Origin of the sequence: Collinsella sp. TF06-26, assembly GCF_002232035.1 — a bacterium.
Classification (GTDB): domain Bacteria; phylum Actinomycetota; class Coriobacteriia; order Coriobacteriales; family Coriobacteriaceae; genus Collinsella.
In genome coordinates this window covers 1-20050 of sequence record NZ_NKXR01000017.1, presented here as the reverse complement: position 1 = coordinate 20050, position 20050 = coordinate 1, and the positions used below count along the sequence as shown (strand labels likewise).

The 20050-nt window shown below is 61.0% G+C and carries 14 protein-coding genes; 9 read left to right on the top strand and 5 right to left on the bottom strand.

The annotated features are described in order from the left end of the window. Positions 1-60: 60 nt before the first annotated feature. Positions 61-1398: a prolyl oligopeptidase family serine peptidase gene (locus CHY22_RS08775; RefSeq protein ID WP_089573528.1), complete on the bottom strand. Its 1338-nt coding sequence runs from the start codon at positions 1396-1398 to the stop codon at positions 61-63. Positions 1399-1887: 489 nt separating this feature from the next. On the opposite strand from CHY22_RS08775, the gene CHY22_RS08770 reads away from it, so the two are divergent. The 3 genes from CHY22_RS08770 to CHY22_RS08760 all read left to right on the top strand — a co-directional run bounded on the left by CHY22_RS08770 (position 1888) and on the right by CHY22_RS08760 (position 6851). After that, positions 1888-3315: a PTS transporter subunit EIIC gene (locus tag CHY22_RS08770; RefSeq protein ID WP_089573527.1), complete on the top strand. Its 1428-nt coding sequence runs from the start codon at positions 1888-1890 to the stop codon at positions 3313-3315. Between the two features lie 209 nt (positions 3316-3524). Beyond that, positions 3525-4838 (top strand): DUF4038 domain-containing protein, encoded by a 1314-nt coding sequence (locus tag CHY22_RS08765; RefSeq protein WP_089573544.1) that lies wholly within the window; start codon positions 3525-3527, stop codon positions 4836-4838. 375 nt (positions 4839-5213) lie between these two features. Continuing rightward, positions 5214-6851: a helix-turn-helix transcriptional regulator gene (locus tag CHY22_RS08760; RefSeq protein ID WP_089573526.1), complete on the top strand. Its 1638-nt coding sequence runs from the start codon at positions 5214-5216 to the stop codon at positions 6849-6851. 17 nt (positions 6852-6868) lie between these two features. On the opposite strand, the gene mgtA is transcribed toward CHY22_RS08760, so the two are convergent. Then, on the bottom strand, positions 6869-9637 hold the full coding sequence (gene mgtA / locus CHY22_RS08755) for a magnesium-translocating P-type ATPase (RefSeq protein WP_089573525.1): 2769 nt from the start codon (positions 9635-9637) through the stop codon (positions 6869-6871). 435 nt (positions 9638-10072) lie between these two features. On the opposite strand from mgtA, the gene pyrE reads away from it, so the two are divergent. Then, positions 10073-10753, top strand: a complete 681-nt coding sequence (gene pyrE / locus CHY22_RS08750) for an orotate phosphoribosyltransferase (RefSeq protein WP_089573524.1) — start codon at positions 10073-10075, stop codon at positions 10751-10753. Here the strand turns inward: pyrE and CHY22_RS10000 are convergent. Continuing rightward, positions 10750-10947, bottom strand: coding sequence for a hypothetical protein (locus CHY22_RS10000; protein WP_143759227.1), 198 nt, complete (start codon positions 10945-10947; stop codon positions 10750-10752). The genes pyrE and CHY22_RS10000 overlap by 4 nt on opposite strands. A 173-nt stretch (positions 10948-11120) precedes the next feature. Here CHY22_RS10000 and CHY22_RS08745 point away from each other — a divergent pair, with 173 nt between their 5' ends. Beyond that, on the top strand, positions 11121-11741 hold the full coding sequence (locus CHY22_RS08745; RefSeq protein WP_055250846.1) for a helix-turn-helix domain-containing protein: 621 nt from the start codon (positions 11121-11123) through the stop codon (positions 11739-11741). A 143-nt stretch (positions 11742-11884) separates the two neighbouring features. Here the strand turns inward: CHY22_RS08745 and CHY22_RS08740 are convergent, their stop codons facing one another. Continuing rightward, the gene (locus CHY22_RS08740; protein ID WP_089573523.1) at positions 11885-12739 is read right to left on the bottom strand and encodes a MurR/RpiR family transcriptional regulator; all 855 of its coding nucleotides are present in this window, start codon (positions 12737-12739) and stop codon (positions 11885-11887) included. A gap of 272 nt (positions 12740-13011) precedes the next feature. Beyond that, a complete protein-coding gene (locus CHY22_RS08735; protein WP_089573522.1) occupies positions 13012-15603 on the bottom strand; it encodes a glycosyl hydrolase in 2592 nt (863 codons plus the stop codon). 114 nt (positions 15604-15717) lie between these two features. Between CHY22_RS08735 and CHY22_RS08730 the strand changes: the two genes are divergently transcribed. From CHY22_RS08730 to CHY22_RS08715, 4 genes are all read left to right on the top strand, one after another. Beyond that, the gene (locus CHY22_RS08730) at positions 15718-16710 is read left to right on the top strand and encodes a helix-turn-helix domain-containing protein (RefSeq protein WP_089573521.1); all 993 of its coding nucleotides are present in this window, start codon (positions 15718-15720) and stop codon (positions 16708-16710) included. A 167-nt stretch (positions 16711-16877) separates the two neighbouring features. Beyond that, positions 16878-18326 (top strand): glycoside hydrolase family 1 protein, encoded by a 1449-nt coding sequence (locus CHY22_RS08725; protein WP_089573520.1) that lies wholly within the window; start codon positions 16878-16880, stop codon positions 18324-18326. Positions 18327-18466: 140 nt separating this feature from the next. After that, positions 18467-19003 (top strand): PTS glucose transporter subunit IIA, encoded by a 537-nt coding sequence (locus CHY22_RS08720; protein WP_089573519.1) that lies wholly within the window; start codon positions 18467-18469, stop codon positions 19001-19003. A 235-nt stretch (positions 19004-19238) separates the two neighbouring features. After that, positions 19239-19796 carry a hypothetical protein gene (locus tag CHY22_RS08715; RefSeq protein WP_035136614.1) on the top strand — a complete coding sequence of 186 codons (558 nt, stop codon included), beginning with the start codon at positions 19239-19241 and terminating at the stop codon, positions 19794-19796. Positions 19797-20050 lie beyond the last annotated feature (254 nt).

The following is a 20050-nucleotide window of genomic DNA, read 5'->3' as shown; positions in this document are numbered from 1 at the left end:
AGCCCATGCATGCCCGAGGACGTTTGCAAGACTAAACCCCGGTCCCCGCGATGGGAGGGCTTAGCGGTCGACCCTGGCCGACCACTCCCAGCAGCCCACTGGCTCGCCGTCGATGAGTACGTTGCCCCCGTCGAAGTCTTGATAACACAGGTCGTTGAATTGGTGGATCCACACGCCGTGGTTGAACGTCTTCTTGGCCGAGCCGTCGGCCTCGCGATACACGCCGGTCAGGTCCTCGACATGGCTAAAGTAGGTGAGGTGCACGTTGGCGCCGGCATCGCGCAGGCGCGCCGTGAGCGGCAGCACGGTCTGTTGCGGTGACACAAGCTCGTCGCCCTTGGAGTGCGTAAACCACAGCGGCGTCTTGGCGAGCGCGGCTACGTCCTCGTCCGTGGCGTTGTACCACGGGGCGCAGCAGGGAAGGCCCGCGGCGAAGAAATCGGGGTAGTCGGCGCACAGGCGCAGGGTCATAAAGCCGCCGTTGGAAAGACCGGCGACCACGATGCGGTCGGTGTCGATGCGGTCGGCATGCTCGGTGACAAACTCATCGATAAGTGCCTTGAGCACGGGGGAGTAGATGCTCTGGTTGGAGTGACCAAGCTGCTCGACGCCGTTGTCCATCCAAAACGTGGGCGACTGCGGCACGAGCACCCAGGCAAAGCCGCCAAAGTAGCGCTGGATCTGCGCCTGGCTGATGGCCGTCACGCGGTTGCCGATATAGGCGCGCGTGGCGCCCTCGCCCTGCGTGGCGCCCTTGCCCTCGCCGGCGCCGTGCAGATACACCACGAGCGGCGCCTTTTGGGGCACGACCGTCGCCTCGGGCACAAAGGGGTTGAAGCATGCCGAGTCCTCGGCTTTAAAGCTGGGCTCAAAGAAGCCGTATTCGAGCGCGATGCCGTCGACGGCGGTCTTTTGCGTGGCGTTGCTCCAGCCTTTGAGCGCGGGGCAGATGTCACCACGGCAGGTGCTAAAGACCAGGCCGCAGGTGGGGTCGTCACCATCGTTGCCGGGAAGGGCCGCGAGCTGTGTGATGCGCAGCTGGTCATCGAGCATGCGCGAGCCCATGACGCCGCCTTCGATCTTTTTAGTCAGGCGCTGCTCGGCGACTTCGAGCGCCACATGGGTACCCACGGCGAGCTTACGTCCGTTCTCGTCGCACGGATATGTGGCGAGAATGTCGATGTAACCCACGGAGGGCGCGGCATGGTCGGCACCGCGCTCCTTGCGCATCAGGACCTCGCCCGTGCGCTCGTGACGCTCTACATATATATGGAAGGTGTTCGCGTCGATGTCGTTGGCGCGCACGGTGCAGGGCAGGTCGAGTACGACCTTGCTGATCCAGGGGCCAAAGTCGCCCAAGGTGGTGACGGTTGCGTAGGTACACAATTTGAGTTCCATGAGCTGCCTCCCTTGCGCCGCTAGTGGGAAACAAAAGCGGCAATACAATCTAAACATGTTTAGTTTAATCCAGAAATGCAGAACAAGCTGATAAACTCGGTAAACGGCAGAATTGAACACGCCATGAACTACTAAACATATGTTTACTAGCCTCTAGCAGGGCTTCTGTTGATGAGTTAACAGATCAGTGAGGTGTTCATCAAAATAAAATCCCACGTAAATAGCTATATAGCAATAGACGGTCAAAAGACCATCTCCCGCCATTCAAATACGTTCACCCCCGATTTCCTACCGTTCACCGGACTGTAGACGGCAAAATTGCCATAAATTCGGCGCTCCGTGTAAACTAAAGCCCGTAAACGTTCAGTAAACACCTTGTTTACAAAAGCGTATCCAAGGGTCCGGCAACCGTAAGGGGTTATAGTCGCCGGGCCAAAGGCGTGCCTGCGAACGAACGACCAGGCACACGAAGATATGGGGAGGGGTCCCATGGCAGTAGATAACAAGCAGATTGCCACCGATGTCCTCGAGCTCGTGGGCGGTGCGGAGAATGTCACCGTCGCCACCAACTGCATGACGCGCCTGCGTCTGACGCTCAAGGATAACAACATGGTTGACGTGGAGAAGATCAAGAAGGTCAAGGGTGTTCTGGGTTGCCAGTTCGCCGGCAGCCAGCTCCAGGTCATCATCGGCCAGAACGTGCCCAAGGTGCTCGCCGAGTTCGTCGCCATCTCCGGCGTCAAGCAGGGTGAGGCCGTCAACGAGAACCTCGATGCTCCCAAGGAGAAGTTCGAGCTCAAGAACCTGCCGAACATCATCCTCGACTATCTGTCCGGCTCCATGACCCAGCTCATCCCGCTGCTCATGGCCGGCGGTCTGTTCCGTACCATTGCGGCCGTCCTCGGCCCCACCATGCTCGGTGTGCTCTCGGCCGACGACCCGACCTATACGTTCCTCTACACCACGCTGTACGAGGCAACGTTTACCTTTATCCCCATCTACCTGGGTTATGCCGCGGCTAAAAAGCTCGGCGCCAGCCCCGTGCTCGGCATGCTGCTCGGTGGCGCCCTCATGGCTCCTTCCGTGGTGAGCGTCGCCACCCAGGAGGGCGGCGGAATCATCTCCGTCTACGGCATCCAGATCGCTGCTGCCAACTATCAGCAGTCCGTCCTGCCGATCATCCTTTCGGTGCCTGTCCTCTACTTCGTCGAGAAGTTCTTTAAGAAGGTCATGCCCGACGTGCTCTCTACGGTCTTCACGCCGTTCTGCACCATGATCGTCACGATCCCCATTGCCTTCATCGTCCTCGCTCCGATCGGCAACGAGATCGGTACGCTGATCGCCAACGCCCTCTTCGGCCTTGCTGACCTTGGCGGCATCGGCATCCTGATCGTCATGGCCGTCCTCGGCGCCTTCTGGCAGCTCTTCGTGGTCTGCGGCATGCACATGCCCGTCATCCTGCTCGCCCAGGTTCAGATCATCGCTGCCGGTTACGATCCCTTCGTCTTCGTTTCCACCAACTGCGCTATGGCCGCTGTCTGGGGCTGCGCCTTCGGTGCCTTCCTCAAGATGAAGAACCCCGACGAGAAGTCTCTCGCCATCGGTTACGTCATCTCCGCCATCGCCGGCGGCGTCACCGAGCCCGCGCTCTTCGGCATCCTCATGCGCTTCCGTCGCACCATGTTTGGCATGTTCATCGGCGGTGCCATCGGCGCTGTGTTCTCCGGCCTCATGGGGGTTACCTACTACCTCGCAGGCGGTGCCTCCAACTTCCTGGTCTTCACCAACTACCTGCAGGGTGGCCAGATGAACACCGTCTGGGCTATCGTTGGTATGGCAATCTCCTTTGTCATCGCCGCTGCCGTCGTCTTTGTCTCCGGCTTCTCCAAGGAGGAGCTCGCCGAGATGGAGGCCTAAGGCCAAACCGTTCGGTCGCATAAGACCTCACCTACACGACAGGGCCCCGTCAGGCGTAAGCCCGGCGGGGCCCTTCTTGCAAGGTAGACTGATGGAGGCGGGTGAGATTCGCCCGCGAGGGTTTGCCAAGCGCCGGGGGCTTTCGCGCGGGGTTATCGCGAAAGCCCCCGGCGGTTCGCAAATCCTTTATCAAACGAAAGGACATGCAGATGAGTTTGGGAAAGCTGACCGCCAACGGTCGCCAGGACGGCTTTTTGTGCGAGGGCAAACCGTTCTTCTGGTTTGCCGATACGTGCTGGAGCGCATTTACGAGCATCGCCGAGAACGACTGGGATTACTACCTGACCCGCCGTGCCGAGCAGGGCATGAACGTGCTGCAGATCAACACGTTGCCGCAGTGGGATCGCTGCTGTCCCGACCTGGGCATTTGGCCCTATGCCAGCGAGGATGGCGTACACTTTGATTGGTCCTGCCCCAACCAGGCGTATTGGGATCGTGCCGCCGCCATGTGCCGCGCGGCCGTCGAGCACGGCATTCGTCCGGCGCTCGTGCTCATGTGGTGCAACTACGTGCCCGGTACCTGGGGTGCCAAGATCGCCGAGCGTTGCGGTGCCGAGATTATGTCGCGTGAGGAGGTTCGCGCCCACGTTGCCCGCGTCGTCGAGAACCTGGGCGAGTTCGACCCCGTCTACGTGGTGGCGGGCGATACCGACTTTGCCGGCGACGAGGCGATCGCCTATTACGAGGACGCCCTCGACGAGGTCGTCAAGCGCGCGCCCGAGGCACTGCGCACCATGCATATCAACCGCGGTAACCGCACCATTCCGGCGCAGTATCTGGACCGTCTGGACTTTTATATGTTCCAGCCCGGCCACAACTACGAGGGCCAGCCCGAGGCATGGCGTCTGCCGCAGGACTTTATCGCCAACTATCCCAAAAAGCCGATGGTCAACTCCGAGCCTTGCTACGAGCAGATGGGTGCGTCGCGCAACGTCTACTGGCGTTTTACCGCGCAGGATTGCCGCGCGAGCGTATGGTCGTCGATTCTTGCCGGCGCCAGTGCCGGCGTGACCTATGGCGCACACGGCGTGTGGAACTGGCAAACATCGCGCAGCCAGGGTTCGGTCCTGGGCGAGGGCTTTGACATGCCCTTCCGCTGGCAAGAGTGCCTGCAGTTTGCGGGTGTGTGGGACTTTGGCGCGATCGAGCACGTGCTTGCCGCCCTAGGCGCTACGGCTGCCGACGATGCACTTGCCGTGGTTCCGGCGCAGGAGCTCCTCGACGACGCGCGCGAGTCCATCCGTGTGGCGCGCGTTGGCGATCGCATCGTCGCGTACCTGCCGCGTACCACGGCGCTCAAGTTTAAGCTCGACGGCGCGCGTGGCTGGACGGCGACGGTCCTCGACATGGAGGACAAGCGCATCGCAAAGCTGCCCGTCCGTGACAACGGTGACGGCACCGTGCGCGTGGCGCAGCATCCCTTTGAGCACGACGCGCTGGTGATCCTGGCCCCCGGGCGCTAACGGCTCTTCTCCAACATTTACTACTCATTGGGGACAGACTTAAATGAGTGCCCAATGACTACCCGCAGAATGAGAGTGGATAATCTTCCGTTTTTGGCCTTCATACAGGCTCAAAGTGGGAGATTATCCACTCTCGTCATTTGATTGGCACTTGCACTCATTGGGGACGTACTTAAATGAGTGGCAGTTGGGGACACTCCTTGCCGAGCTGCAAGCCGTGCGCGCCCCTTCTGGGCCTTGCGGCTCAAAATCGGTTTACGCCGTGGGCTGTTGGGGTCAAATTAGCGACATTTTGAGGATAGGTTCGATATTAGGACTGGTTTTCTAATAGAATGAGTTTGCAGGCCATTAAGCGACTGCGGGGGGGGGGTATTCATGAAAGGTATGGGAGACACAACAGCGTATTTGCGTTGGGGCATTCGGGAGATTATATGCCTGGCGCTGTTCTATTTTACGTTTTTGGCTGGCGAGTACCTCTTCGACATGCGCGTGGCCGAGTTTGTGCCGCCGAGCGAGGTTGCTACCTACGAGACCCTCATCGTCGGTGCGAGCGTAATCGGCTTTTTTGTGCGTCCTATTCTGTACTATCGCCGCCCCCGCGCGATCGATACGACGAGCGACATCACGGGCGTGCTGCTGGTGTCGGCATTGCTGCTGATGATTATGGCGGTTCGGTTTGAGGTGGTAATTGCCGGCGGTTTGATGGCGTGTTGCACGCTGGGCTACTGCGGATCGACCGCTCACGCCAACTTTGCGCGGCGCTTTGCGCGGACGCCGTACTTGGCGCGCGCGGCGGCGCTTTCATATGCTCTGGGCGTCCTGCTTCAGGTGTTCAGCCACATGGTGATACCCGCGGGGATTCCGCAGCAGTTTGTTTTTGTTGCCTGTGCGGTCGCGCAGGTGGCGCTCCTCCACGGCGTCCGCCGTGCCAAGCTGCGCGGCGAATCTGAGTTTGGGCCTGAACCCGATATCTCCGAGCTTTCGGTGGATGCATCGGAGTTTGGCGCCAAATGGCAAAACGATCCCGAGTCAACGGCGGCTTTTCGGCGCGCCGTGGTGCGTCTGACGATTGCAACCGCCTGCCTTACCGGGGTGTTTGCCGCCCTCAATGCGGGGCTCACGATCTCGCACGCCGCCGGGTCCGTTGACTTGGGCGATTGGTCGCGCTTGCTGATGGGCGTGAGCGCTCTGCTCGCCGGCGCCCTATTTGACCTGCGCGGGCGCTCGTGTATGAACATCATCATGACCTGCGCCGCCATGTTGTCCACGCTCTCATTCGCTGTGCTTATCACCGATGCCAACGGCGCCAACATACTTGCCGCCACCGTCATCTTCTATCTGGGTGCGGGCTTCTTCGTGGTGTTTTTCACGGCGAAGTTTGCCGCCATTTCGGTGTATGCGCATTGGTCGTATCTGTGGCCGTGCATGGGCCGCGTCATCAATAACGTTTGCGCGATGCTCGTGACGGCACCGGCGGTGGCGATTGTCTCGAGCCAGAACGTGCTGTTGGCAGTGGGCGTGGGGCTTGTACTGCTTGTGGGCATTGCGATCTCGCTGCTGGGACAGTCTGGGCATCAGGTCTATGACGTTGAAGTGCGCGGCGACCTGGCGTTTGCTGCTAGCGACCTTGGCACGGATCCCGTATCCGCCCAGAGCGAGCCCGCCCCCGCAGAGGTGCCGGAGTCCACACTCGACGAGCGTCTCGATACCTTCGCCGTCGCCTTTGAGCTTACGCAGCGCGAGCGCGATATTTTGGAGGCCTTGGTCGCATCGCGCGAGAGTGTTCAAGACATCGCCGCAACGCTCTTCCTTTCGCGCTCCACGCTTTACCGTCATATCGCCTCGATCAACAAAAAGACCGGCGCCTCCTCACGTGTGGCCCTCATCAACTTTTTCTGGTCCTGGGCGCCCAAGGACCAGCCCATTTGGGACGGGGCTTTTTTAGCTGTTTTGGGCAGCCACTGCCAGCGCGAACCACCACAAAGGGGACAGGCACCTTTGTGGTGGTTTTGACGGGAGCGCCTGTGGAGTTACAGCAGTTCGCCGTGGCGGGCGATGTAGCGGCGCTTGGCCAGCTGGGTGAGTGCGATGTAGGCGGCGACGATGCTGACGAGCAGCGCGAAGAAGCTCGGCGGCAGCGGCATGAGGTCTAGCGCATCGGCGATGGGGCTTGCCGGCAGCCAGGTGACGAGTACCAGACCCAGCACGGTGAGAGCGCACAGTGCCGGCGCGGCGTGGTCGCGCGCGCTCGGCAGGCGCGGGGAGCGCAGCATGTGGATCACGAGCGTCTGCGACCACATGGACTCGACAAACCAACCGCTCTGGAAGAGCGCCGTAAAGGCCGCCATGCCTGCGACGTCGCCTACAGCGGCAAGCTCTGCCCAGCTTGAGCCCACGGCGGCGGGGCACACCACAAAGAAGAGCACGGCGAAAGTCACGATATCAAACAGTGAGCTCACGGGACCCAACTCGAGCATAAAGCCCTTAATGGACGCGGCATCCCAGGCGCGCGGACGGGCGGTCCAGGCGTCGTCGACGGTGTCCCACGGCAGCGCGATGCACACGATCTCGTAGACCAGCGACAGCAGCACCAACTGCAGAGCGCTCATGGGCAAGAACGGCAAGAACAGGCTCGCGACGGTCACGGATAGCACGTTGCCAAAGTTGGAGCTCACCGTGGTCTTGAGGTACTTGAGTAGGTTGCCGTAGGTGCGGCGGCCTTCGATGATGCCGCGCTCGAGCACGCCCAGGTCCTTCTGGAGCAAGATGATATCGGCAGATTCCTTGGCAATGTCGACGGCCGAATCGACCGAGATGCCGCAATCGCTTGCACGCATGGCGGCGGCGTCGTTGATGCCATCGCCCATAAAGCCCACGGTGTGGCCGAGCAGCTCGCGCATGACACGCACCAGACGCGCCTTCTGCAGCGGCGAGAGCTTGGCGAAGAGGTGGGTGTTCTCGGCGCGCTCGGCAAGTTCGGCGTCATCGAGCGCATCGATCTCGGAGCCCAGCAAGACGTTGCTCGCGTCGATACCGATCTGTTCGCAGACGGTGGCCGCGACGCGGTCGTTGTCGCCGGTCAGGACCTTGACTGCCACGCCCTTGGCCTCGAGGGTGGCGATGGCGCCCACGGCACTTGCTTTGGGCGGATCGAGGAAGGCCAAAAAGCCTATCAGCACCATGTCGCACTCGTCGGCAATGCCAAACTCGCCCACGCAGCGCGGATTGGTTTTCTGCGCCACGGCAATCACGCGCAGGCCCTCGGCATTGAGCCCGGCGATCTGCTGGCGAATCTGGGCGAGCTTATCTTCGGTGAGCGGCTGGGCGGCGCCATCGACTTCGACAAAGGAGCAGATCTCGAGCATTTCCTCGGCAGCTCCTTTGGTAACCATCTGGGTTTTACCCTGGGCGTCGGCGACAACGACGCTCAGGCGACGGCGCGAGAAATCGAAGGGCACCTCGTCGACCTTGGTATAGCGGTCGCGCAGGCTCTGGCCCAGCATAGAATCGGGCACGACGGTCGAGGGCGTCACATCGGCACGGTCGATGACGGCCAGGTCGATAAGGTTTTTGAGGCCGGTCTGGAAGAAGCTGTTCAAAAACGCATGGCGCAGCACGCGCGCATCCTCGTTGCCGTCGGTGTTGAGGTAGCGCTCGAGCACGATGCGGTCTTCGGTGAGGGTGCCGGTCTTGTCGCAGCACAGGACGTCCATCGCGCCGAGGTTTTGGATCGCCGGCAGTTCCTTGACGATAACCTGGCGGCGGGCGAGGTCCTTGGCGCCCTGCGACAGGCTCGTGGTCACGATGACGGGAAGCATCTGCGGCGTGATGCCCACGGCCACGCTCGTGGCGAACAGCAGCGCGTCGATGACGTTGCCCTTGGTGGCGGCGTTGATGGCAAAGACGGCCGGCGCCATAACGAGCATGAGGCGTACGAGCAACATGGAGACGCTCGAGACGCCGCGGTCAAACGCGCTCTTCTCGCCGCGCCCGTTGAGTATCTTGGCGATGCCGCCCAGGTAGGTGTCCGAGCCGGTGGCAACGACAAGCGCCATGGCGGTGCCGTTTTGCACGGAGGTGCCGGTAAAGACGATGTTCTTGCAGGCAGAGAGTGGTAGCGCGGAGCCGTCGGCACCCTCGACGACGGTGATGGCAGCGGTCTTCTCGACGGCCTCGCTCTCGCCGGTGAGTGCGGACTCGATCACAAACAGGTCGCGCGCGGTGATGATGCGGGCATCTGCCGGCACCATGTCGCCGGCAGAGAGGCGGATTACATCGCCGGGGACGAGCTCGTCGAAGGGGATCTCGACGCGCTCGCCGTCGCGCAGGGCACAGCAGGTGCTGGAGACCAGGTCCTTAAGGGCCTCGGCCGCATTGCCGCTGCGGGCTTCCTGGATAAACTTCATGCCGCCCGATACCAGCAGCATGATGCCGATGACGATGACCGTGGAGGGGTCACGCTGCAGCTCGGGCACGGCGAGCACGTCGATGTAGAGCGAGACCAGTGCGAGGGCGGCGAGGATGCCAGCGAAGGGATCGACGAACGCGTCGGCGATGCGGCGGGCGAGCGTCTTGGTCGGCGCTTCGATGGTGTTGGGGCCGACGGCGCTCAGGCGCTCGGCGGCGTGCTCGGCGGTGAGGCCGTCGGCTGTGGCGTCGAGCAGCACGAGGGCATCCTCGGCGCTATGGGTGGCGGCGAATATGGTGTTCTTGGACATGCCGGTATGAGCGGCGGGGCGCGCCGTGCGGCGGCGCTTGGAGATGGCTTCGAGTACCGTGGCGGTTTTGAGCATCAGCATAGGGTCCTCCTTGTTGAAGGGAGTTAGCGTACGTGTCGTATGTGCTTCAAAAAACCTAGATGTCGCTCACGTCATGCTTTCGAACCACCACGAAGGGACAGGCACCTTTGTGGTGGTTTTGACGATCGGCTGTTGGCGCTTATGCGTGCGTGGAATCCTCGCGGCGTGCCGAGGGCGACATGCAGGTTTTTCGACTATGACTGCCTTCCATGGCACACCTCCTTAAGGCCGGGCGCGGCGCGCTTTGGGTATCTCGTACCCGTTACAATCCGCCCGTATTCTTGATGAGGGGGTTTGCCGTGTCAACCCCAATGTTTGGAAAACCATTGCCCCTGACAAAGCCTTTACAGAATGCCGAGGCCCCAAAGCGCGCCCGCAACGCGCCCTGCCTGCGCTAAACTGGAAGGCACGTACGCGATTACGAGAGGAGCCCGCATGGAGGCTTACAAGCAAGAGTTCATCAAGTTCATGGTTGAGTCCGACGTTCTTAAATTCGGCAGCTTTACGCTCAAGAGCGGCCGTCAGTCCCCGTTCTTTATGAACGCCGGCGCCTATGTGACGGGCTATCAGCTCAAGAAGCTGGGCGAGTATTACGCCCAGGCCATCCACGATAACTTTGGCGACGACTTTGACGTGCTGTTTGGACCGGCCTACAAGGGTATTCCGCTGGCCGTCGTGACCGCAATTGCCTACCACGAGCTGTACGGCAAGGAGGTCAAGTACTGCTGCGATCGCAAGGAGGCCAAGGACCACGGCGCCGACAAGGGCAACCTGCTGGGCTACGAGCCCCAGGACGGCGACCGCGTGGTCATGGTCGAGGACGTCACCACCAGCGGTAAGTCCATCGACGAGACCTATCCCAAGGTCAAGGCTGCTGCCGATGTCGAGATCAAGGGCCTCATCGTGTCCCTCAACCGCATGGAGGTCGGCAAGGGTGGCGTGACCACCGCGCAGAAGGAGATCGAGGCCAAGTACGGTTTCCCCGTCGCGAGCATCGTCTCCATGGCCGAGGTCGTCGAGACCCTCTACAACCACGAGATTGACGGCAAAGTCGTCATCGACGACGAGCTCAAGGCCGCTATCGACGCCTACTACGAGCAGTACGGAGCTCGTTAGTTACGGCGTTTTACCAAACGCCGTAACTGCTCGACGCTGCAAACCCGCCAGAGCGGCAATCTGCCTTTCAACTTCGGCGGCATGATCAAAAGATCAATGCCGCCTCGTTTCAAGGCACCTTGCTCGCTCTGGCGGGTTTTCGCTGTTGCTACCAAAACATCGGCGTTGCCGTGGTAGTCATTGGGGACAGACATAAATGAGTAGTCATTGGGGCGTTCTTAAATGACTACTCAGGATGAGCGTCCAAAAATCCGCGCTCGTTCGATTGGCGCATGTCTACGCAGCGTAGGTTGTCGAGCCTGGCCTTCAAATGGATACTGACTGTCGAACCGGTTCACTCCATTTCTTCAATTTGATTGGACAGCCCATGAACCAGACACGGCAAACCAATGCCTCCCATACTTTTTTGGCAGCGCATGCCATCAAGCAGCTGCGCGAAGAGCGCGGCCTCACCCAGCGCGCCCTGGCGGAAAGCCTTGGCGTGACCGATAAAGCCGTCAGCAAGTGGGAATCCGGCCGCGGCCTTCCCGACATTTCCCTCGTTGAGCCTTTGGCCCAGAGACTCGGCATAAGCGTGGCTGAGCTTTTGGCTGGTGACATTCGGGCCAACGCCAACCGTGCAGGCAATATGCTCAAAGGCGTCTTTTACGTTTGCCCTATCTGCGGAAACGTTGTGCACGCGCTCGGAGAAGGCAGCTTTAGCTGCTGTGGCTCCACGATGTTTCCCCAGGAGGCCGAAGAGCCGGACGCGGACCACGCCTTTTCCATCGAGCGCATCGAGGACGATTGGTACGTCACGCTCGATCATCCCATGACCAAGGATCACTACATTAGCTTTGTGGCATATGCGACTATGGACGGCATCTGCTTTAAGAAGCTCTATCCAGAGCAATCGGTGCAGCCGCGCTTCCATATTACCGGGCGCGGCAGGATATATCTTTACTGCAACCAACACGGACTCTTTACGTCGCTGACGCCTCGCAAATAACGGCTGTCTATCCGCCCTCCTCATGCGTTCCCGGGGGACCCAAAATGAGCGTGGATAATCTCCCGGTTTTGGCCTGTGTGCGGGCTCAAAGTGGGAGATTATCCACGCTCGTTATCTGAGTGTCCAAAAATCCACGCTCGTCGCTACTTGAGTCCGGGCAGGCGGGTGTAGGGGAACGAGCGCTCTAAGAACTCGGAGCAGCGGGCGTAATCTTTGGCAAAGTAGCTGCTATAGAGCGAATCGAGTACGTATTGCACGGCGATATGGCTGGCGAACTGCGTGATGCGGTGCGTCATGCTCTCGTGGTCGCTTACCGTGAGATAGGCGGCAAAGCCGGGGTGAATGCGGGCACAGTACGGCGTGCCGATGACGATGACCGGGACATGTCGACTGCTAAGGATCGGCAAGATCTCCTTGAGGTTGGGGGCAAGGCCGCTGTAGGAGATGATGATTGCCACATGGTCGGGACCCGAGGCGAGTGCCGTGCGCACCTGCGCCTCGACGCTGTCGTGGCACGTCGCGCTTTTGCCGGCGGAAAGCAGGCGATCGCGGAACATTCCCGCTGGATACAGGTTATGCGAGCCCGTGTAGATGTCCACGGTGCCGGCGCGCATGATGAGCTTGGCGGCGTGGTCGAGCTGTGCAGGGTCGAGCAGCTCCTGCGTTTCGGCCAAGGTGGTCTGGTAGAGCCCCTCCATGCGCTCCATCACCTGCGCAGGGGTGGAGGTGGCATCGAAGGGAAAGTTGATGTCCACGTCGCGCCGGTTGCCCGCCTCGGTCGCCTGGCGGATGAGCTCGACCTTGAGGTCTTTGAATCCCTCGAGGCCGAGCTTTTTGCAAAAGCGGTGCACGCTCGCGACCGAAACGTTGGCGCACGCGGCAAATTCCTTAATGGAAAGCCCGCGCACATCCTCGCCCATGGCGAGGGCCGTTCGCCCAAGTTGTTGCTCGGTGGGGGTGAGGCTTTTGCCCTGCGTGATCTTTCGCCTGATATCCATATGGCTCCTATGCGTTTGCGTCGCGATAAACCAATCATAGCGATAAATAAAACGTTCGGCTTGGCTGGGAGTTTTGGTCCGCCGGTCTATGAACGACGGACCGCTCGACGCTGCGCGGGCCCTTGGCACGGCACCTTGGGCTTCAATCGTCGGGCGCGTGCGGAAGCACACATCCCTCCTCTTTCGGCCCAATTTGCCGCACCAGGGGCCCGCTCGCTGTTGTGGGCTCAACATAGGGCGCTGTCCTTGTTGGGCCGTTTGCGCCCGGGGCGTTACCCGAGCACGCGTACGGGCCCCAAGAGACCGCTGGGCTCGGAGGGCTCGGTCATGCCGAACACGTCGGGGACGGCATGGTCGAGGGTGTTGATGATATCGATCGCAAGCGCGTGCTCGCCGGCCAAAAGCGCGCCGGCCTCAAAGCGGTAAGGCGGACAGATGCGGGTGCCGAGGGATTTGCCGTCGAGGGTGACGGTTGCGGTCTCAAAGACCTCCCCAAGGTCGATGACAGCGCGGCTGGCCGCTTCGCCCAGGACAAAGGAGGCCTGGTAGCGGAACGTGCCGGCCTTGCCGGGGAACTCGGCCGAGGAAAGGTCGTGCAGGTCTGCAAGCTCAACAGACTCGCCAAAGGCATCGGTACCAGGGGCAGAGAAGGCAACCGCCCAGGGCCCGTCGACGCATGTGGCTTCGTCTCCAGCAGTTGCCGCGCCGGCGGAACCTGTAGCCCCAAGGACCACGATGCAGCTCTCGTAGGGAGCCAGCTCGAGCGTGCCGTCAAAGGCGGCGGGATCGGTGCCGTTGAGCAGGTCGAGGCGCGCGCCTGCAACGGGTATGCCGTCGGCAAGCGCAATCTGAGTGGAGATACCCTGCTTGGGATGCTCGTTGACGAGCATCAGATAGGTCTCGCCCGCCCGCTCGTAGCGCAGTGCGCGCAGCCAGGGCTGGGACTCGGCACAAACCACGGTCTGCATACCGGCGTCGGCAAGCGTGCCTGCGAGCTCGGCGGTTGCCAGGAGCTTGATGCCGGCGACCGCGGCTGCATCCACGGAGGCAAAGCCCTCGCGGGCTGCAATATCACCGTCGTAGCGCTTGCTCGGCAACTCATCCAGCGCGTACACGGCAACACCTGCGGCTGCGGCGCGCGCGGCAAAGTCGAGCACGGCTCCGCCGACAAACTCGGCTCCGGGCATCACCAGGCAGCGGTATGCCTGGCCGTTCACGCCAAAGCCGCTACCGTCTGCGGCAATTTCAACGGCATAGCGCCCTGCGTCCTCAAATGCCTCTGCCGGCACGATGTCAAAGTCGACCTGCGCGCGCATAAGCTCGGAGGCGGCATGCTGCATAAAGTTCGCCTCGCCTGTCCACTCGGCGTCCGCATGGTAGAGAAGCGCCACCGGGGTCGTTGCGCGCCCGCCGCTCAGCAGGCTCGCCGTACGGTTCATGTAGCTCATGAGCTGCCCAAAGTGTGCAAACTGGGGGTTTTGGCCATGCGCATAGAAATGCGGCGGGCAGTCCCAGTCGGGGAAGGCGGCCATGCTAAAGGCATGCGGCACAAACCAATTGACGCCGCGCACCAAAAAATGATCGGCGATCCACTTCATCTCGCGTAGGCCTTCGTGCCATCCAAATGCGCCAAAGACCTCGGCCATGCAGCGCCCCTGCTTTTTGGGATCGAGGTGTGCTGCCGAGGAGCCCAGCTTGGGCAGCACGTAGTTATAAAACTCGAGGTCCCACACGCCGCGTCCGTAGCTGTGAAGGCCGCGGTCCATGCCGGGTACCAGCTGGTTGATCACGATGTCGACGCCCGCCATGTCCTGACCGCCCACGGCGCGGAAGTAGTGCCCGGCGCCCACGCCCAGGCGCGCGTGGCAGTCCTTGTCCTCGATAACGTGGCCGATGTACTGCACGCCGCGCGCGCGGCACCAGTCTCCGAGCTGGTCGCAGAAGCACTCCTTATAGAGGGTGCTCGCGATGTCCATATAGACGTGGCGTACGTGCGCGCCGGCCGGCTCGCGGTCCCACAGGTGCGGGAGCTCGGCCAGGTAGCGCTCGCCCAGTGCCGCGCGTAGGCGACGCTCAAGCTCGGCCGACCAGGGTAGGGGCGCGGTGGCCTTGCCGATGAGCGTGTCCGAGATGCCATCGGGGCCCGTGGTGCCCTTCTCGTTGGCAAATCCGGGCTCATCGGAGAAAAAGCCCAGGATCGTCTTGCCAAACTCATCGCCCAGATGCTCAAAATGCGGCTCGTAGACAGCATCGATGAGCTGCGCCACCGAGGTGCGGTCGACCATATTGATGTAGTCCTCGTTGTAGGAGGTCTTGCCGCTCGTGAACATCACGCATGCCTGCGTGAGGCCCGCAGGTGCATCGAAGACCAGGCGGCTGGGGTTGCCGTCTGCATCGTCGATTACTCGGTAAGCGACGTCGACGGGGCTGCCGTCCTGCATAAATGTCACGCCGTAGAAGCGCTCCGTTTTGTCGAGCATGTTGGCGAGCGCGATGCTCGCGGCGGACGTGGGGCCCACGATGTCGAACGTGCGGTGCGTGAGCACGATCTTGCGGAGCTCGGGCACGGCCTCCTTGACGGCGCCGTTGGCAAAGCCCGTGGGGAAGTGCGCGTCGTCCAAGATCCAGAGCTTAAGGCCCAGCTGCTTGCACTCGTCAATGACAAAGCGCAAGTCGCGCCACCAGCCCTCGCCGCAAAAATCGGGGTGTGGGCGGCTTTCGAGACAGACCTCGTGGATGTCGGCGCCGGCGATCTTCTCCAGATACTCGGCAATGGTCTTATGGCTCTCGCCCTTCATCCACAAAAACGGAAGCACGTGGTTGTCGTATGTGCCCTCGAGCACCTGCTGATAGTACGCGGTCATGGATCCTCCTTGGGTCGATCGATCTGCTGCATAGTACAGATTATGGACGCGTCGGCGCGTTCTGCTAATATCTGAATCACGACGAACTATGACTAAATCAACGATTGGCAAGCCATGGAGATCGACGAGCTCGAGCGTAGGCTCAGCGAACTGAGCGCCAGTGAGATCGCTTATAAAGACGGCATGGCATTTGATTGGTCGATTATGACCGAGCATGTCGAAATCGACGGATGCCCAGTGCGCAAGATTGGGCAGCCAGGGTTTGCCTATGCCCAGCCCGGCATGCCGCGTGGCCTGACGATAAGGAAAAACTCGCGCTTTAATGCAGTTCCCGAGCACGTGCATGATTACGTGGAGATGAGCTATGTGTATCGCGGGCGCTGCCCGCAGACGGTGGCGGGGGAGAGGCTCGAGTTGCGCCGCAACGAGGTGCTTTTGCTCGACGCCCTTTGCCCTCATGCCGTGGCGGCGCTCGGCGAGGACGACATCATGCTGAGCATGACCGTTTCACGCTCTTTTTTGCGCCGGAGTCTCGAGTCGAGCCTCTCGCGCGAGAGCGCGGTCTCGCGGTTTTTGTTCAACGCGCTCAACAGCGAGACGGACCATCGGGGCCATGTCCGTTTTTACTGCGGCGAGAGCCGTCGGATTCAGCGCTACATGCAGGAGATGCTCTGCGAGCTGTACGACCCGAGCCCCAACGGTCCCGAGATCGTCTTGCGTCTGTTTCAGCTGTTTTTGGCCGAGCTCATGGATTGCTACGAGCGCGAGCTGGTGCGCGGCGCGGCGGACGGCACGGCGGGGCCCACTGCCCTGGTGACGGGAATGCTTGGCTATATCGATTGTGAATTCGCTGCATGCTCCCTCGAGGGGATGGCGGCGGAGTTTGGCTTGAGCCCTAATTATGCGACGGCGCTTCTCAAGCGCCATGTGGGCAAGACCTTTAGGCAGCTTGTGCAGGAGCGACGCCTGGTACGTGCGGCCGAGCTTCTGCGCGGCGGCGCCACGGCCGGGGCGGCTGCGCATGCGGTGGGCTATGAAAACATGAGCTTCTTCTACCGTAAGTTTCACGACAAGTATGGCTGCACCCCCGCGGCATACCGCCGGTAAGCGCGGGGCGGATCGTCTTCGCTCCTTCGGTGTCAAAAAGTTTCAGCTGCAGCGCTGTTGCAGCGCGCGTCTGCGAAAAGAAGTGTCGGGTTTGGCACCCCTGCCCCTGCCTGTCGCGTGCGTGGGCGATACTCGGCCTATCGACCCGCAATGCAAAGGAGATGCTCATGGCAAACATCAAGTTCCCCGAGGGTTTCTATTGGGGCGGCGCCACGGCCGCCAATCAGTTTGAGGGCGCTTGGAACGTTGACGGCCGCGGTCCGTCGGTCGACGACCACTTCTTGGGTGGCAGCTACAAGGAGCCGCGCCAGATTACGATCGACATCGACCCTAACCGCTTCTACCCCAACCATGACGGTATCGACTTTTACCATCACTACGAGGAGGACATCGCGCTGTTCGCCGAGATGGGCTTTACCATGTTCCGCATGTCCATCTCTTGGAGCCGCATCTTCCCCAACGGTGACGACGCCGAGCCCAACGAGGCCGGCCTCGCCTTCTACGACCGCGTCTTCGACTGCCTGCGCGCTCACAATATCGAGCCGCTCGTGACCCTGTCGCACTACGAGATGCCCTATCACCTGGTCGAGAAATACAACGGCTGGGCGAGCCGCGAACTCATCGGCTTCTTTGAGAAGTACTGCCAGACCGTCTTCGACCGCTATCAGGACAAGGTCAAGCTCTGGCTCACCTTCAACGAGATCAACTGCGGCACTCAGGACATGGGCGCCATGATGGAGACCGGTCTGATCCAGGGTTTCGAGGGCCCGGCAAGCGCCATCAAGACCACCGCTCAGCAGCGCTATCAGGCCCTGCATCACCAGTTTGTCGCCAGCGGCCGCGTCGTGCGCTACGCCCACGAGCACTACCCGCAGTTTAAGATGGGCAACATGGATTGCTTCATCCTCTCCTATGCCGCCACGTGCGATCCGGCCGACGTGTTCGCCACGCAGCGGGAGATGAATTCCATGAACTGGTATTGCTCCGACGTGCAGGTGCGCGGCAAGTACCCGTTCTATGCCAAGCGCTTCTGGGCCGAGAACGACGTTGAGCTTGTGATGGAGGACGGCGACCTGCAGGATATCGCCGACGGCAAGGTCGATTTCTACACCTTTAGCTACTACATGTCCGGCACCGTGAGCACCCACAAGGATCACGAGATGACCGAGGGCAACATGACCTTTGGCGGCAAGAACCCCTACCTGGAGTCCACCGATTGGGGCTGGCAGATCGATCCGCTGGGCCTGCGCATCGCCCTCAACGAGATTTACGCCCGCTACGAGATTCCGCTGATGGTGGTCGAGAACGGCATGGGCGCTTACGACGAGGTCGAGGAGGACGGCTCCATCCACGACCCGTATCGTATCGCCTACTTGCAGAGCCACGTCAAGGCCATGGGCGAGGCCATTGCCGACGGCGTCGACCTGATCGCCTACACCTGGTGGGGCCCCATCGACTTGGTTTCCGCCGGCACCGGCGAGATGCGCAAGCGCTATGGCTTCATCCACGTCGATAAGTACGACGACGGCACCGGTACCTACGAGCGCCGCCGCAAGGACAGCTTCTACGCCTACCAGAAGATCATCAAGTCCAACGGTGCCGAGGGCCTGGATTAATCGACAATATGAGTGCCACCGGGGAAAAGCGTTGGGATGGGCTCGCGATTCGAGTCCCCACCTTAGCATTTGAACCATTTGGCACTATAATCACCATAGGCATGCGCACAACGTTGCGCTTAATCAAGAGGAGAAAACGTATGGGTCTGTTTGACATGTTCAAGAAGAAGGCTGAGCCCGCGGCTGCCGCTGCTCCGGCCTCCATCTCTGCTTCTGCCGGCGCCGACGTGCTGTGCTCGCCCGTCAAGGGCAAGGTCATCAAGATGGCCGACGTGCCCGATCCCGTCTTTGGTGGCGAGGTTCTGGGCAAGGGCTGCGCTGTGTGGCCCGAGGACGATCTGGTCTACGCTCCCTGCGACGGCAAGGTGACCGTCACCATGGGTCACGCCGTGGGCCTGCAGTCCGATAGCGGCATCGAGGTCCTGGTGCACGTTGGCGTCGATACCGTCAACATGAACGGCGACGGCTTCGAGGGCTTCGTCAAGGCCGACGACGTCGTCAAGGCTGGCCAGCCCATGCTCAAGATCGACCGCGCCAAGATCGCCGCTGCCGGCTACAAGGACTGCGTCGTCGTGGCTGTGTCCAACACCGCCGAGTTCGCCGACGTCGAGCTCGCCGTCGAGGCTGACTCTGCTGTCGCCGCCGGCGATGTCATCGTCAAGGTCGTCCGCAAGTAGTCTGCGGCAACATTAGGGTGTTTTGGGGTGGTCGGGTTATCCGGCCGCCCTTTTTTATTACAATGCGGCGGAACGTTTTATTGCGCGTTGGGCGGACCGGTAAACCGTTCGGACGTTAAATCGAGCCGATTGCGCCTTTGCTTTGCCGGGGGTGTTCGTTATCGGCTAGTATGGCCTTATTGTTACGACGCGCACCGCGTCGGGAAGCGCGGTGCCGCTTGTTGGGAGGAATGTCATGAAGAAGAAGCTGCTGCTTGCGCCCCTGATGGCTGTTCTGGTCGCGTGCGTGGTTGTGCTTTCCGGCTGTGGAGGTCCTTCGGTCGAGGAACTCATCACCGAGGATCTTACGACGCAGTTTGACGAGGTCAAGAACGGTGGCGACGACTTCCTCTCTGGTCTGGAGGAGGCTTCGGGCGACGAGTTCGAACAGCTGGGTATCGATCCCAAGGAGTATGCCAAGACCTATCTCGAAGGCTTTGACTACAAGATCGGCGACGTGACGGTCGACGAGGACAAGGGTGTCGCGACCGCCGAGGTCTCCATCACCTGCAAGTCCATGAACAAGATCGTCGAGGACTTCTCCACTCAGTATCAGGAGAAGGTCGCCGCGCTTGATACGGTTCCTTCCGATGACGAGCTGTACAAGATGGCAGGTCAGGTTATGGTCGATGTGACCAAGGCCACCGAGCCCAGGAAGACCACGGTTATCTTCAAGTACACCTGCAACGACGACGGCGAGTGGTCTGCCGATGACTCCGTCAACTCCGAGATGATGGATGCAATGCTGAGCTAGTTTGTTGCGGCGTTTTACCAAACGCCGCAACTGCTCGACGCTGCGCGGGCACCAGAGCGACAACTTGTCATTCAAAGAGGACGGCATGACCAGAAGGTCTATGCCGTCCTCTTTTCATGCCAATTTGTTCGCTCTGGTGCCCGCTCGCTGTCCGTCCTCTACCTGCGGCGTTGCCATGGTAGTCATTGGGGCGGCACTTGGGGACGTTCCTTTTAATATGAGCAGGACATTGTCAAGAGGCAAAATCGGGCCTG

Bases quoted from the DNA above. Each gene is read 5' to 3' on its own strand.
- CHY22_RS08715 (WP_035136614.1), top strand. From the start codon at position 19,239: ATGAAGAAGAAGCTGCTGCTTGCGCCCCTGATGGCTGTTCTGGTCGCG.
- CHY22_RS08765 (WP_089573544.1), top strand. From the start codon at position 3,525: ATGAGTTTGGGAAAGCTGACCGCCAACGGTCGCCAGGACGGCTTTTTG.
- CHY22_RS08775 (WP_089573528.1), bottom strand. From the start codon at position 1,398: ATGGAACTCAAATTGTGTACCTACGCAACCGTCACCACCTTGGGCGAC.
- CHY22_RS08745 (WP_055250846.1), top strand. From the start codon at position 11,121: ATGAACCAGACACGGCAAACCAATGCCTCCCATACTTTTTTGGCAGCG.
- CHY22_RS08720 (WP_089573519.1), top strand. From the start codon at position 18,467: ATGGGTCTGTTTGACATGTTCAAGAAGAAGGCTGAGCCCGCGGCTGCC.
- CHY22_RS08735 (WP_089573522.1), bottom strand. From the start codon at position 15,603: ATGACCGCGTACTATCAGCAGGTGCTCGAGGGCACATACGACAACCAC.
- CHY22_RS08740 (WP_089573523.1), bottom strand. From the start codon at position 12,739: ATGGATATCAGGCGAAAGATCACGCAGGGCAAAAGCCTCACCCCCACC.
- CHY22_RS08760 (WP_089573526.1), top strand. From the start codon at position 5,214: ATGAAAGGTATGGGAGACACAACAGCGTATTTGCGTTGGGGCATTCGG.
- mgtA (WP_089573525.1), bottom strand. From the start codon at position 9,637: ATGCTGATGCTCAAAACCGCCACGGTACTCGAAGCCATCTCCAAGCGC.
- CHY22_RS08730 (WP_089573521.1), top strand. From the start codon at position 15,718: ATGGAGATCGACGAGCTCGAGCGTAGGCTCAGCGAACTGAGCGCCAGT.
- CHY22_RS08770 (WP_089573527.1), top strand. From the start codon at position 1,888: ATGGCAGTAGATAACAAGCAGATTGCCACCGATGTCCTCGAGCTCGTG.
- pyrE (WP_089573524.1), top strand. From the start codon at position 10,073: ATGGAGGCTTACAAGCAAGAGTTCATCAAGTTCATGGTTGAGTCCGAC.
- CHY22_RS08725 (WP_089573520.1), top strand. From the start codon at position 16,878: ATGGCAAACATCAAGTTCCCCGAGGGTTTCTATTGGGGCGGCGCCACG.
- CHY22_RS10000 (WP_143759227.1), bottom strand. From the start codon at position 10,947: ATGTCTGTCCCCAATGACTACCACGGCAACGCCGATGTTTTGGTAGCA.